Source organism: Alicyclobacillus contaminans DSM 17975, assembly GCF_000429525.1.
In the GTDB taxonomy this organism is placed as follows: Bacteria; Bacillota; Bacilli; order Alicyclobacillales; family Alicyclobacillaceae; genus Alicyclobacillus_A; species Alicyclobacillus_A contaminans.
This window is the reverse complement of the sequence record NZ_AUCA01000033.1, coordinates 22,804-36,364: the sequence shown is the minus strand read 5'-3', so window position 1 is coordinate 36,364 and position 13,561 is coordinate 22,804. Positions and strand designations below refer to the sequence as shown.

Below are 13,561 nucleotides of genomic sequence, written 5' to 3'. Positions count from 1 at the left end.
CGCGCGGGGCAAGGGCGAGCGCCATTGCCTACAGCCTGGTGGAGACAGCCAAGGAGAACGGGCTGGACCCGTATCTGTACCTGGAATACCTGTTCGAGCGGTTGCCCAACATCCGAACGGACGACCGGGCGGCGATGGATGAGTTACTCCCGTGGTCGGACCGCCTGCCGGAACGGATCCGCAGGCGCGGGAAAAAAGCATAGCATGAGAAATCGCCCCGCTGGGTTCCCTGGCGGGGCTGATTGTTGCTGTGCATGACTCTCGCACGAAGTCTGGAGAAGCGCAAGGTGTGAGGGGTTTGACGCTTACCTCGGTCAAATCTGTCTGTCAGGTCAAACGAGAAATACTGCGATTGAGCTAGAATACGGGAGAAAACGAAAGATCATAGAGAGAGGTATAATAAATGGGAATCCTTCGAAAGGAGTGGCAACATGAAATATCGCAAACTTGGCGACAGCGGGCTTCGCGTCAGTGAAATTGCACTGGGGAGTTGGTTGACGTATGGCACCGCGACGGAGCGGGATACGGCCATCGCGTGCATTGACCGGGCGTACGAGCTCGGCATCAACTTCTTTGACACCGCCAACGCGTACAATCAGGGCGCAGCCGAAACCGTGGTCGGAGAAGCGCTGCGCAAGTATCCCCGTTCGAGCTACGTGCTGGCCACCAAGGTGTACTTCCCGATGGGAGACGGGCCGAATGACCGGGGGTTGTCCCGCAAACACATCGTGGAGCAGTGTGAGGCAAGCCTGCGCCGCCTGGGTGTCGAGTACATAGATTTGTACCAATGCCACCGTTTCGATGACACGGTTCCGTTGGAAGAGACGTTGCGGGCGCTGGATGACCTGGTGGCGCAGGGCAAAATTCTCTACGCCGGGGTGAGCGAATGGTCTGCGGCACAAATCGCTCGTGCGAAGGGGATTGAGGAGAAGCGAAATCTCCATCCCATCATCTCCAACCAGCCCATCTACAACATGCTGGTGCGCTACATCGAGAAAGACGTCATTCCCACCTGCGAACAGTTCGGGGTGGGACAGGTGGTATTCTCACCACTGGCGCAGGGAATTTTGACGGGCAAGTACAAGCCGGGCGCGTCCATTCCGCAGGACAGTCGAGCTGCGAACGACCAGACGAACTACTGGATCCGGAGCTACCTGCGGGACGACGTGCTCACCTGTGTGCAGAAGCTCGAAGGCATTGCGAAGGAACTGGGATTCACCCTGTCGCAACTGGCGATTGCGTGGGTGCTGCGTCAACCGAATGTGAGTTCCGCCATCATCGGAGCGAGCCGCGTGCAACAGGTGGAGGAGAACGTCAAAGCTTTGGATGTGGTTCTGACGGACGAGGTGCTGGAGCGCGTGGAAGCGGTATTGAAGGAAATTGACGGCTTCGTGCCCATCTGGTGATCTCATCCACCCACAAACTTGCCAAAGAGCGCGGGAATCCGCGCTCTTTTCGATTGACGGACGAATGAGGACAAATGAAAGAGGAAATGGGAGCATGACGCCGCTGGATGCCGGAGCTGCCGTGCAACGACGCTCCAGGACATTGACATATCATCTGATACAGTCTGTATAATCTGAATTGATCGAAAATGTTTGCGGCACACGTATCTCCACCGAATGTTCGGGTTGCTCGGGGTTGACACCATGTCAGACTGCGGCCGCGACCGTTCCTTCGGTGCCACCGCTCGCTGCATACCTGAGGAGGATGCGCATGGAGCACGCGACATTCGCAACAGTCACCCGGTCTCTTCGCGAAGATATCCTACCGTATCGCCTGTATCAGAAAGCGAAGCGTTTTGGGATCTGGGATCCCAAAGATATCGATCTCAGCCGGGACGTGGCGGATTGGCAGGAACTGACCGATCCGCAGCGCGAAGGGACGCTTCGGTTGCTCGCTCAGTTTCAGGCCGGTGAGGAAGCTGTCACGCTGGACCTGCTACCGCTCGTGATGGTGATTGCCCGGGAGGAAAATGCCCGGGCTGATGACGGGCATTGGCTACCTGAAGCGGGATGAATCTCGCCACATTGGCTACGGCACGTTCCTGCTGCAGCGTTTAATCTGTGAACATCCGGGGCTGTACGAACGAATTGTTCAACGCATGCAGGAATTGGCGCCCCTGGCCGTCCGGCTGAACGAGGAAGGAACGCAGACGGACGTCGGTAATCCGTACGCCATTCCATTGGACGCCGTGATGCAGTTTTCAATGAAACAATTGCAGAAGCGAATGGACGTGCTGAAGCGGGCGTTGGGCAAGTCGGTGGATGAAATTTATCGACTGCCCGAGGCGGTTGTGGGCGTGGACTGACGGGACCTGGAATCCTGGAGCGAAGGAGTGGGCATCACGTGGAAACGGTTACAAAAACATTGGAGTTTTCCCTGTTTGTGAACGGCAGGTGGCAACCGGCGAAATCGGGCGAGACGTTTGATGTGGTGAATCCGGCCACTGGCGAGGTTGTGGCCAAAGTGGCCAAGGCGGACGTGAACGACGTGGACGCCGCAGTCCGGGCTGCGCGAACCGCCTTCGAATCCGGAGTGTGGTCGAGGTTGGCGCCAGAGTACCGGGCTTTGATTCTCCTGAACTTCGCAAAAAAGATCCTGGAAAACGCGGACGAATTGGTGTACCTGGAGGTCATCAGTTCCGGCGGAACGGTGCGGCGCGTGGCCAATTCCGACATTCTGCAGATCTGTGACCTCCTGCAGAACGCGGCGAAATTTCTCAAGGAGTACCCGTATGTGGAAACGCTGCCGAGCCTGCCGTTTCCGGGCCCCAGCACCAATCAGGTGTGGCGGGAGCCCATCGGCGTCTGCGCCGCCATCTGCGCGTGGAACTTCCCGATGCTTCTGGCCATGTGGAAAGTCGTTCCCGCCCTGGCCATGGGCAACGCCATCGTGGTCAAACCGGCGTCCAACACGCCGCTCTCGACGTTGAAGTTGGCGCAATTGGCCGCCGAAGCCGGCGTGCCAGCGGGCGTGTTCAACGTCGTGGCTGGGCCCGGCGCATCGGTGGGGGAGGCGCTGGTGACGCACCCGGAGGTGGACAAAGTGGCCTTCACCGGATCGACCGAGGTTGGACGCCGCATCATGCAGCTCGCTGCCGGCAGTGTCAAACGGGTCACGTTGGAATTGGGCGGTAAATCACCGGCCATTGTGCTCCCAGACGCGGACCTCCATGTGGCCATTCCGGGGATTCTGTTCGGCGTGTTCCTGCATGCGGGGCAAATTTGCGAATCGGGCACGCGCGTGTTGGTCCACGACGACATCTACGACGAAGTGGTTCAGCGGTTGGCGGAATTGGCGCAGCGCATTCCCATTGGCAATCCGTTGTCCGAGACCACCGGCATGGGCCCCGTCATTTCCATGAAACAGTTTGAAACCATTCTCGAATACATCGAATCGGGGAAGGCGGAAGGGGCTCGACTGGTCTGCGGCGGTCAGCCGGTGCGCGTGGCCGGGTGCGAAGGCGGTTGCTTCATCGAACCCACCATCTTCGCCGACGTCACCAACGACATGAAAATAGCCCGTGAGGAGATTTTCGGACCGGTGCTGTCCGTCATCCGCTACAGAGATGTGAAAGAAGCTGTGTCCATCGCCAACGACACCATCTACGGATTGGCCGCCGGCATCTGGACCCGGGACGCCAACGAGGCATTCCGAATCGCTCGGTATTTGAAGGCAGGCACCATTTGGATTAACGATTGGCACATGCTTCGGTCGGACGCGCCGTTCGGCGGCTACAAGCAGAGTGGATTTGGACGGGAAATGGGCAAGCACGCCCTGGACGAGTACACCCAAGTCAAGCACGTGCATCAGTCGCTGGTTCACCACGTGGAGGAGCGTCCCTGGTATCAGATGTTGTTTTGACGACTCAATACGGGCAATGCAGCACCGCGACAACATTCAATCATCATTTTGCGGAGAGGTGGAAGGTTATGGGGGTCTCATTCTTTCAGTTCAACGTCCGTACCACGGTGTACAGCGGCAGTGGGTGCCGAACGCAACTGCCTGATATTCTGCAGGGGCTCGGCGGCAGACGGGCCGTCCTGATTACGGACAAAGGCATCACCAAAGCGGGGATCACAAAGCGAATCACGTCGCTGTTTGAGTACATGCCCACCCAGCCCCGGATCGTCGGCATCTTTGATCAAGTGGAGCAGGATGCGCGCGCGGACATCATCAACAAAGCAGCCGCGTTCTATCAATCCAACAGCGCGGACAGCATCATCGCTGTCGGCGGGGGCAGTGTGCTCGACACGGCCAAGGGCGTCAAATGGATGCTGCATCGCGGACTGCCCGACATCCGACAGGGTCTGCTGCCGAACACGCTGGAAAGCTGGCCAGAAGCGCAGTACATTCCGATTCCCCACGTGGCCATTCCCACCACGGCGGGCACTGGGGCGGAAGTGTCGCCCATCGCCGTCATCTTCAACGAACTGCTCCATGTCAAGACCAACCTGATTCACCCGTTCATCAACGCGGATATTGCTCTGCTCGATCCGGACCTGACCGTTGGCCTGCCGCCCCGCATCACCGCGTTCACGGGGATGGACGCGTTGACTCACGCCTTGGAGGCATACTTCTCGCCGAAGGCCAATCCGATGACCGACGCCTACGCACTGCAGTCGGCCAGGATGATTGTGCAGAACCTGGGCACGGCGGTTGACATGGGAACCAACCTGGTGGCTCGCGCGAACATGCTGATGGCCAGTTGCATGGCGATATCCGCGTTCAGCCTCGCGCTGCATGCCATACCGGTGCACAACATGGCCCACGCGTTCGGGGCCAAATTCCACATCCCCCACGGCCTTGCCAATGCCGTGCTGCTGCCGAATGTGATGGCCGCGCTGCCCGCATTTTACCTGCCGAGGATTCACGGGTTTGCGGAAGCGATTGGACTGAAAGACGCACCGACCAATCCGGAGGACTGTCTGGCCGAAGTCATCCAATGCCTGCGCACCTTGCGAGCGGAGGTCGGACTGCCGGATACGTTTGCCGAGTTCAACCTGAATCCGGCAGACCTGCCCGCCATGGTACAGTGGGTTCAGTCCGACCCGGCCGGTATCGTCTTCCGCATTCCCCCGGAGGTGATTCGGCGGGTGACGCAGGAAGTGGCGGGGATTGCCAGTCCGGTATCTCCATAGGAGACGCCTTCGTCGCCCGGATGGCTGCGGGAGACAGGCTGCGTGTCACCATGACTTCGGTGAACCATGCCGCACCTGTCGCAGAGTCTGGAATGGATTCGAGGGCTGATCAATCCGCCTCGGCTGGCGTTGTCGCCTCGGTGAGGCGAGTTTCCATCTGGACTCGCTGCGTTTCACGCGTTTCGTCATCCCAGTGCAGCATGTGCGCCATGGCATGGATCACCGGGTCTTTCCACTGGCGGACCCACGCGATGTCAAACCATGTGCTGCCGGTCCGGCGGGTGAAGAAATCTTCGGCCGTCACCGCCATTTCATATTCCACCGAATAGGCGAGCGGCGCAAACACGTTCGGGGGCAGTTGAACAGCGGCCGCTTCGTTCGACCGGTTGCGCAAGATGTCGAAGACCACGTCCACGTTGCTTCCGTAACGCTGGACCCACGTGCGGGCTTCATCATCGCTCAATCCCAACCGTACGCCCTCTGCCACCGCCCGCGGGAAATACTCGGCGAATCCCGCACTGCCGCCGGTATGGCCACCGGAAATGGGCACGCGGTCGGTGGTACACGGCGGGAACGTCCGTCCGGTGACGGCGCTGATCTCCTGTGCCACTTGGTTCACCACTTTTTCTGCCATTTTGCGGTATCCGGTCAATTTGCCGCCGGCGATGGTGAGCAGTCCGCTCGGCGAGTGGAAAATTTCGTCCTTTCGAGAGATTTCCGATGGCCCCTTGCCTTCTTCGTGAATGAGCGGGCGGACGCCGGCCCAGCTCGACTCCACATCCTGAGGCGACAATTGAACGCTCGGAAACATGAAGTTCACAGCCTGCACCAGGTAGTTCAGGTCGTCCGTCGTCATCCTTGGATGGACCAAATCTCCGTCGTAGTTCGTGTCGGTGGTGCCCACGTACACCTTCCTGCCTCGCGGGATGGCAAACACCATCCGTCCGTCCGGGACGTCGAAATAGACGGCGTTGTGCAGCGCAAACCGTTGGCGGTCCACCACGATGTGGACCCCCTTCGTCAGGTGCAGCGTCTTTCCCGTCTTCGACCGGTCCATTTCGCGCAGTTGGTCCACCCAGGGACCGGTGGCGTTGACCACCTTACGGGCGTGCAACCGATACGACCGACCGTGAACTTGATCCCGCACCTCCACGCCAATGAGTTTGCCCTCCTCGTTGTACAGCAGTTGAGTCGCTTTCGCATAGTTCACGGCCCGGGCCCCCCTTGCGACCGCTTCCTTGAGGATTTCCAGCGTCAGGCGCGCGTCGTCCGTCCGGTACTCCACATAGTATCCCGCGCCGCGCAGGCCGTCCTCGCGAAGCAACGGTTCCTTGGCACGCGCCTGCGCCACGTCCAACATTTGTCGGCGCTCCTCACGCTTCACACCGGCGAGAAAGTCGTACACGCGAAGTCCGAAGGAACTCGCCAACAGGCCGTAGGTGCCGCCGCGGATAATGGGCAGGAGCATCCATTCCGGCGTGGTCACGTGCGGGCCGTTCTCGTAGACGATGGCCCGTTCCTTCCCCACTTCGGCAACCAGGGCGACCTCCAGCTGCTTGAGATAGCGCAGTCCGCCATGCACGAGTTTGGTGGAGCGGCTGGAGGTCCCTGCCGCGAAATCTTGCATTTCCACGAGTGCCGCCGACATGCCGCGAACCGTCGCGTCCAGCAGAATGCCGGCTCCGGTGACGCCGCCGCCGATGATGAGCAGGTCGAGATCGGCCATCTCCAGACTGGTCAAAACGTCGGATCGGCGGGGGCTGGAAAATGGCAGTGCCATGGTTGTCACGTCCCTTCCTGTATCGCCTGTATTGTCGTACATCCTCCATGCAGGTATCCGAATTCAGCAAAAAGACCACATGCCGTATGTGGATTCACATACGGCTTGCGGTCTCTCCGGGACTCTATCCTGCCGATTAACTTTTGACGATCGCGAAATACCGCGGATACTCCTGCAAGGAGGTGAGCGTTAACATGCTATGGCACCTTCAGTATACTACAAAACCGCGACGCGTGACACCGGGTCAGCACGTGTGTTTGAGATGTCGCTATCCGCGCATCACTTGAAGCTGCGCGTCGCCGCCACGGCCTTCTTCCAACCGGCGTACAGCGCTTTTCGATTCGCCGTATCCATTTTGACATCGAACACGCAATCGGTCCTCCAGTTGTTCGAAATGGCATCCCGGCTGTCCCAGTAACCCACGGCCAGACCGGCCAGATATGCCGCGCCGAGCGCCGTCGTTTCCAGCACCTTCGGCCGTTCCACCGGTACCCCGAGGACGTCTGCCTGAAATTGCATCAGGAATTGGTTGGCCGTTGCGCCGCCGTCCACTCGCAGTTTTTTCAGTTCGATGCCGGAGTCCGCCTGCATCGCGTCGAGGACGTCCCGCGTCTGATACGCCAGCGATTCCAAGGTGGCCCGCACAAAGTGCTCTTTCTGCGTCCCGCGTGTCAACCCAAACACGGCCCCCCGCGCATCGCTGTCCCAGTAGGGCGTTCCCAGCCCCACGAAGGCTGGAACCACGTACACGCCGTCGGTGGACGAAACTTTTGCGGCGTATTCCTCACTCTCGGCCGCGTTGCTCAACATTCGCAGACCGTCCCGCAGCCATTGAATGGCCGATCCAGCCACGAAGATGGAACCCTCGAGCGCGTACTCGACGTTGCCGTCAATGCCCCAAGCAATCGTGGTCAACAGTCCGTGCTGGGAGGAAACCGCCTTGCTGCCGGTGTTCATCAGCATGAAACAGCCCGTTCCATATGTGTTCTTGGCCATCCCCGGCTCAAAGCACGCTTGGCCGAACAGCGCCGCCTGCTGATCTCCCGCGATGCCCGCAATGGGAACCGCCTTGCCGAGGAAGGAGGCGGGATCGGTGTGCGCGTACACCTCCGACGACGAACGCACTTCCGGCAACATGTTGGACGGAACGCCGAGAATATCGAGGAGTTCCTCGTCCCACTTCAAATCGTAGATGTTGTACATCAGAGTCCGAGACGCGTTGGTGTAGTCGGTGACATGTGTCCGCCCGCCCGAGAGTTTCCACACGAGCCAGGTGTCGATGGTGCCGAACAGCAGTTCTCCGCGCTCTGCGCGCTGCCGCGCACCCTCGACGTGGTCCAGGATCCACTTCACTTTGGTTCCGGAAAAATAGGCGTCTATCAGCAGGCCGGTTTTGCTGCGAAAGGTGTCGTTCAGTCCTTGGGACTTCAACTCGTCACAGATGGATGCGGTCTGTCGCGACTGCCAGACAATCGCGTTGTAAATGGGCTGTCCGGACGCTTTATCCCAGACCACGGCCGTTTCCCGTTGATTGGTGATGCCAATGGCCGCGATGTCGTCCGGTGCCACCTGATGCGTCGCCAGAACCTCGGAGATCACACTCTGAACCGATCCCCAGATCTCCATCGCATCGTGTTCCACCCAGCCCGGTTTCGGAAAGATCTGCCGGAATTCTTTCTGCGCGACGCCTTCAATGTGACCATCCTTGTCGAACAGGATGGCGCGTGAGCTGGTGGTGCCTTGGTCAATGGCCAACACGTATTTTGCCATCGGGTGTCCCTCCCCATTTCGCTGTTCCGGTTCCGTGCTTGCCGAGGCGGAGCTGTGTGTCCGCTTTTCACCCCGCATGCGGCGTGAAAACGACAAAAAACCCCAAGCCACCTGCGCATATCTGGCAGGCATCTTGCGGTTCTCCCCGTCTCAGTGATAGATGAACTTGTGTGGTGCTCAAGGCGAAGAAAGCGGATTCAGCAAGCCTTTGCAAGCAGTATAGGCCGGGGTGAACCGATTGTCAACCCATCTTGCGGTGACGTTCCAAACCGCGCAGGGAAAGACGCCGTTAGGCTTTTTTCAGATAATGGTTCCAGACGTCGCGGGAGGACGTGGTCACCGCCGTGGCTCCGCTCCGCAGAATGGTTTCCACATCGTTCGCATTGCGGATGAATCCGCCGGCCAGCACCGGTCGTCTCGATGTTTGGCTGACTTCGCGAATCACCTCTGGCATCATGCCCGGCAGGACCTCGATGTAGTCCGGATCGGAGGAGTTCATGACGCGATAACTGGTATCCAGCGAGTGGGAATCCAGCAGAAAAATGCGTTGAATGCTGATGAGACCGTGTTTTTTGGCCGTCAACACGACGTTCGAATGGGTGGAGATGAGGCCGGCCGGCTTGATGACTTGGCAGAGAAACTGCGCCGCCGCTTCGTCGTGGCGCAGGCCCTGCACTAGGTCGGCGTGGAGCAGCAGCTTTTTGCCAAAATCCCGAGCCATTCGGCGTAGATAGACCAATTGAGAGATGTACACGTCGAGCAGAACCACATATTCGGCATTGGTTTTCATCAACCACTCGAAATCTTTGATAGAGCGTGCGGCTGGAATCACGCGCTGTTGTTGAATCATCATGGCCTGCGACCTCCTCACTGAGATAAAATGGGAACCCTTGCGGACAATTAATCCCCATTATGGCGTGGCAAGGTCCGAGCGACAAGTGGCAGTGCCTTAGTACCCGCGTTCTCCTTCGCAATACTCTTGATTTTTTTGCAAACCACCTGTAGTTTTAAAGTATGGCTCACGTTTGACGGAAAGACGTACAAGTTCATCGTGGCATGGTGGAGATATGGAGAAACCACAGTGATTTCCGGCCCGGCGCCGGTGGTCGTTGTGGTTTTTTGCGCTTTGTGATTTGAAACCGCTTACGAGAAGCGGCCTGCGTGCTGCGAGGGATTCCAGAATGAGCGAGAACACGGAGGGGTTGTCCATGAAAAAGCTGATGAACAACGTGAATGCGTATGTCGACGAACTGTTGGATGGCTTGGTGGCGGCGCATCCACATTTGGAGCGGGTGCCGGGCACGCAGGTCGTGGTGCGAAAACAATTGGCGGACAAGGTGGCGCTGGTGAGCGGAGGCGGCAGCGGTCATGAACCTGCGCACGCGGGGTTTGTGGGCACGGGGATGTTGGATGCGGCGGTGGCGGGGGAGGTGTTCACATCGCCCACGCCGGACCAGGTGTTGTCGGCCATCCGGGCGGTCCATCGGGGAAAAGGCGTGCTGCTGGTCATCAAGAACTACACTGGGGATGTGTTGAATTTTGAAATGGCCGCCGAGTTGGCGGAGGCGGAGGGTATTCCCGTGGCCAAGGTGATTGTCAACGACGACGTGGCCGTGGATGGCAGCACGTACACGGTGGGCCGGAGGGGCATCGCCGGGACCGTGTTCGTGCACAAAGTGGCCGGTGCGGCAGCGGAAGCGGGCGCCAGTTTGGACGAAGTTCAGCGCATCGCGCAGAAGGTGATTGACAACACCCACTCCATGGGCATGGCGCTGGCACCGTGTACGGTGCCGGCCAGTGGGCGGCCGAGTTTTGAACTGGGCGAGGACGAGATGGAGATTGGGATGGGTATTCATGGCGAACCCGGGACGCACCGGGCTCCCTTGGCGCCTGTGTCAGACGTGGTGAACACGCTTTTGGAGCGCATTTTCGCGCACACCCCGGCGAAGCCCGGGGACGAGGTGGCCGTTTTGGTGAATGGGCTCGGGGCCACTCCATTGAGTGAACTCTACATTGCCAATCGGGCGATTTCGGAACAGCTCGCCGCGCGCGGGGTCCGGGTATATCGGACGCTGGTGGGCGAATACATGACTTCTCTCGAAATGGCGGGATTTTCGATTTCCCTGCTGCGCCTCGATGACGAGTTGATTCCATGGCTGGACGCGCCCACGGACGCGCCGGCCTGGTGAGGAGGGACGGATATGCAACCATTGACAGCCGAGGCATTCGTGCGCGTGATGGACGCGTACGCGCAGGTGTTGGCGGAGTTTCGCGATGTGTTGAATGAGCTGGACAATCGGATTGGCGACGGAGACCACGGGACCAACATGGCTCGAGGGTTTTCGGCGGTCGCCGAGAAACTGAAGGCGTCCCAGCCGACCACGCCCGCTGCGGGCTGTCAGACCGTGGCCATGACGTTGCTCGGGACCGTCGGGGGCGCTTCCGGCCCGCTCTATAGCACGGCTTTCCTGAAACTGTCGGCCGCTTGGAACGGACGGGCAGACGTGGACGAAGAGGCCCTTCGCGGCGGGGTGGCTGCCGCGCTCGAAGGGATCATGGCGCGCGGGCGGGCCGCTGTGGGCGACAAGACGATGGTCGACGTGTGGACAGCGGTTCAACGCGAACTGCAGACCGAGCAACCGCTGGACGCGCAGCGCGCGGTGGAGGCGGCGGCAGCGGCAGCGTTGGCGACCAAGCCGCTGACCGCCAGAAAAGGGCGGGCGGCTTACCTCGGCGACCGCAGTCAGGGTACGGTCGATCCGGGTAGTCTGTCGAGCGCGCTGTGGTTTGCGGAACTGTTTGCAGCGATGTCGGAAGGTGTGGTGAAACCACAGTGGGATCTGTCAGCTTTGTGATTGTGTCGCACAGCGCGAAACTGGGGGAAGGGGTCTGTGAGCTGTTGCGTCAGCTGGCCGGACCGAACTTGCACATCGCCAGTGCCTCGGGGCTCGAAGACCGGCTGGGCACCGATGCCATCAAGATTGCACATGCGATTCAAGCGTGTCCTCCGGGCAGCGACGTGGTGGTGCTGTTCGACCTGGGCAGCGCCCGCCTGAGCAGCGAGATGGCGCTGGAACTGGTGCCGAGCGCCTGGCGGGAACGCGTCTTCATGGCCGATGCGCCCCTGGTGGAAGGCGCGGTGGCTGCCGCCGTGGAAGCGAGTATCGGCGGCAGCGTGGAAGCGGTCTTGGCGCGCGCTGCCGACGCGCGGCAATTGCGGAAATTGGATGATTGATTCCGCGTTTCTGTCGCGGCAACAGAGGCGAATCCGAGCGTGTATGGGGCTGCCCCCCTCGGCTGTCCACCACCGGCTGGGGGGCATTCTTATTCAAACAGTTTCAAGTATTCCCCGTACCCTTCGCGCTCCAGATCTTCTTTGGGAATGAAGCGAAGGGCGGCGGAATTGATGCAATAACGCAGTCCGCCGAGTTCCCGCGGGCCGTCGTCAAACACGTGGCCGAGGTGTGAATCGGCGCCTTGGCTGCGCACTTCCGTGCGGATCATGCCGTGGCTGTAATCCGGCCGTTCCACCACAGCGTCTGGTTGAACGGGCTTGGCAAAGCTCGGCCATCCGCACATCGATGCGAATTTGTCACGGGACGAAAACAGCGGTTCACCGGACACCACATCCACGTACAGTCCCTCTTCAAAATGGTTCCAGTACTCGTTGTGAAACGGAGGTTCGGTGGCGCTCCGCTGCGTCACCTCGTACTGCAGCGGGGTGAGTTTCTGTTTCAGCTGCTCCAGGCGTTCTTCGCCTTGGTTCGCCATTCACGGATCACTCCTTTCGGTCGACGGCCGATACGTCCGCGTTCTGTGCGGACGTTCCGCGCGGTGTGAGTTGAAAAGCTTGTGCCAGCAGCTCAAACGAACGGACTCTGTCGGCGAACTCCGCGGTGGTGGTGGCCACCATCACTTCGTCGACCCCGTAGTCGGCGGCCAGGGCCTCCAATTGCTGGCGGACCGACGCCGGGCTTCCCACCACCATGCGCTTGCGATTCTCCTGGACCAGTGCCCGTTCATAGGGACTGTACGGATACGACTGCGCCATCTCAATGGTCGGCGTCCCTTCGCGGCGTTGACCGTTGGCCAGCATCACGAGCGACAGGTCGAGGCTGGACGCAATTCGATCCGCGTCCGCATCGGTCTCCGCACAGATAACGAACACGGCGACGGCGGCCATGGGGCGCTCCAGCCACGGGGACGGCCGAAACCTTCGCCGGTACGACGCCACCGCCTCGATGCCGTCGCTACGGCTGCCGTTGATGAATTGAGCAAACATGAATGCAGCCCCCGCGTCGCCCGCGGCTGCGGCGCTGAAGTCACTGGAACCAAGCATCCACAGTTCCGGAACGGTGTCCACCACCGGCGCTGCGGTCAGGCCGGCGAATCGGTGGGTGGCGGGCAGGGAATCGGTCAGATACCCTTTCAGGTCCTCCACCTGCTGCAGGTAGTTCAACTCGCGGGTCCGCCCCTCCTGCAGCGCCATGGTCGAACGCGGCATGCCGCCCGGTGCGCGGCCAATTCCGAGATCGATTCGGCCAGGGTGCAGGAGTTCCAGCATTCGAAACGTCTCCGCGACCTTGTAGGCGCTGTAGTGAGGCAACATCACCCCGCCGGAGCCGACGCGAATGGATTGGGTCTTAGTCGCCAAGTGCGCAATCAGAATTTCCGGAACCGATCCCGCGAGGGCGGATGCGTCATGATGTTCAGACACCCAGAAGCGATGGTAGCCGAGACGGTCGGCGAGCTCCGCAATCCGCACCGTTTGCTGCACGGCTTCGCGGGCGTTGCTGCCCATCGCAATGGGCGATTGGTCCAGAATGCTGAGTTTCACGGCATTCACCTGATTTCTCGTGGGCTGCGG

Annotated in this window: 14 protein-coding genes; 9 read left to right on the top strand and 5 right to left on the bottom strand. The window is 60.1% G+C overall.

Annotation, left to right across the window (positions count from 1 at the left end; all coding sequences use genetic code 11):
* The 6 genes from G463_RS0112480 to G463_RS0112455 all read left to right on the top strand — a co-directional run.
* A partial coding sequence (locus G463_RS0112480) for a transposase domain-containing protein (protein WP_026975440.1) occupies nucleotides 1-203 on the top strand: 203 nt, incomplete at its 5' end.
* A gap of 228 nt (nucleotides 204-431) precedes the next feature.
* Nucleotides 432-1,406, top strand: a complete 975-nt coding sequence (locus G463_RS0112475) for an aldo/keto reductase family protein (protein WP_026975439.1) — start codon at nucleotides 432-434, stop codon at nucleotides 1,404-1,406.
* Nucleotides 1,407-1,716: 310 nt separating this feature from the next.
* Nucleotides 1,717-2,019, top strand: a complete 303-nt coding sequence (locus G463_RS23930; protein WP_026975438.1) for a ferritin family protein — start codon at nucleotides 1,717-1,719, stop codon at nucleotides 2,017-2,019.
* Nucleotides 1,988-2,311: a ferritin family protein gene (locus G463_RS23925; RefSeq protein WP_026975437.1), complete on the top strand. Its 324-nt coding sequence runs from the start codon at nucleotides 1,988-1,990 to the stop codon at nucleotides 2,309-2,311. The genes G463_RS23930 and G463_RS23925 overlap by 32 nt, the downstream gene beginning before the upstream one ends.
* 38 nt (nucleotides 2,312-2,349) lie before the next feature.
* A complete protein-coding gene (locus tag G463_RS0112460; RefSeq protein WP_051322264.1) occupies nucleotides 2,350-3,867 on the top strand; it encodes an aldehyde dehydrogenase family protein in 1,518 nt (505 codons plus the stop codon).
* Nucleotides 3,868-3,935: 68 nt separating this feature from the next.
* On the top strand, nucleotides 3,936-5,144 hold the full coding sequence (locus tag G463_RS0112455) for an iron-containing alcohol dehydrogenase (RefSeq protein WP_026975435.1): 1,209 nt from the start codon (nucleotides 3,936-3,938) through the stop codon (nucleotides 5,142-5,144).
* 109 nt (nucleotides 5,145-5,253) lie between these two features.
* Here the strand turns inward: G463_RS0112455 and G463_RS0112450 are convergent, their stop codons facing one another.
* From G463_RS0112450 to G463_RS0112440, 3 genes are all read right to left on the bottom strand, one after another.
* Entirely contained in the window at nucleotides 5,254-6,924 is a 1,671-nt protein-coding gene (locus G463_RS0112450; protein ID WP_026975434.1) for a glycerol-3-phosphate dehydrogenase/oxidase, read from the bottom strand.
* A 279-nt stretch (nucleotides 6,925-7,203) separates the two neighbouring features.
* Complete coding sequence (gene glpK, locus G463_RS0112445) at nucleotides 7,204-8,694, bottom strand: glycerol kinase GlpK (protein WP_026975433.1); 1,491 nt, start codon at nucleotides 8,692-8,694, stop codon at nucleotides 7,204-7,206.
* A gap of 289 nt (nucleotides 8,695-8,983) precedes the next feature.
* On the bottom strand, nucleotides 8,984-9,547 hold the full coding sequence (locus tag G463_RS0112440; RefSeq protein WP_026975432.1) for a glycerol-3-phosphate responsive antiterminator: 564 nt from the start codon (nucleotides 9,545-9,547) through the stop codon (nucleotides 8,984-8,986).
* A gap of 355 nt (nucleotides 9,548-9,902) precedes the next feature.
* On the opposite strand from G463_RS0112440, the gene dhaK reads away from it, so the two are divergent.
* The 3 genes from dhaK to dhaM are packed head-to-tail and all read left to right on the top strand — an operon-like array spanning nucleotide 9,903 to nucleotide 11,929.
* Nucleotides 9,903-10,883 carry a dihydroxyacetone kinase subunit DhaK gene (gene dhaK / locus G463_RS0112435; protein WP_026975431.1) on the top strand — a complete coding sequence of 327 codons (981 nt, stop codon included), beginning with the start codon at nucleotides 9,903-9,905 and terminating at the stop codon, nucleotides 10,881-10,883.
* A gap of 12 nt (nucleotides 10,884-10,895) precedes the next feature.
* Nucleotides 10,896-11,549: a dihydroxyacetone kinase subunit DhaL gene (gene dhaL / locus G463_RS20260; RefSeq protein ID WP_051322263.1), complete on the top strand. Its 654-nt coding sequence runs from the start codon at nucleotides 10,896-10,898 to the stop codon at nucleotides 11,547-11,549.
* Nucleotides 11,528-11,929, top strand: coding sequence for a dihydroxyacetone kinase phosphoryl donor subunit DhaM (gene dhaM / locus G463_RS0112425; RefSeq protein WP_026975430.1), 402 nt, complete (start codon nucleotides 11,528-11,530; stop codon nucleotides 11,927-11,929). Before dhaL ends, dhaM begins: the two co-directional genes overlap by 22 nt.
* 89 nt (nucleotides 11,930-12,018) lie before the next feature.
* On the opposite strand, the gene msrB is transcribed toward dhaM, so the two are convergent.
* Complete coding sequence (gene msrB / locus G463_RS0112420) at nucleotides 12,019-12,465, bottom strand: peptide-methionine (R)-S-oxide reductase MsrB (protein ID WP_026975429.1); 447 nt, start codon at nucleotides 12,463-12,465, stop codon at nucleotides 12,019-12,021.
* 7 nt (nucleotides 12,466-12,472) lie between these two features.
* Nucleotides 12,473-13,531: an LLM class flavin-dependent oxidoreductase gene (locus G463_RS0112415; protein WP_026975428.1), complete on the bottom strand. Its 1,059-nt coding sequence runs from the start codon at nucleotides 13,529-13,531 to the stop codon at nucleotides 12,473-12,475.
* Nucleotides 13,532-13,561 lie beyond the last annotated feature (30 nt).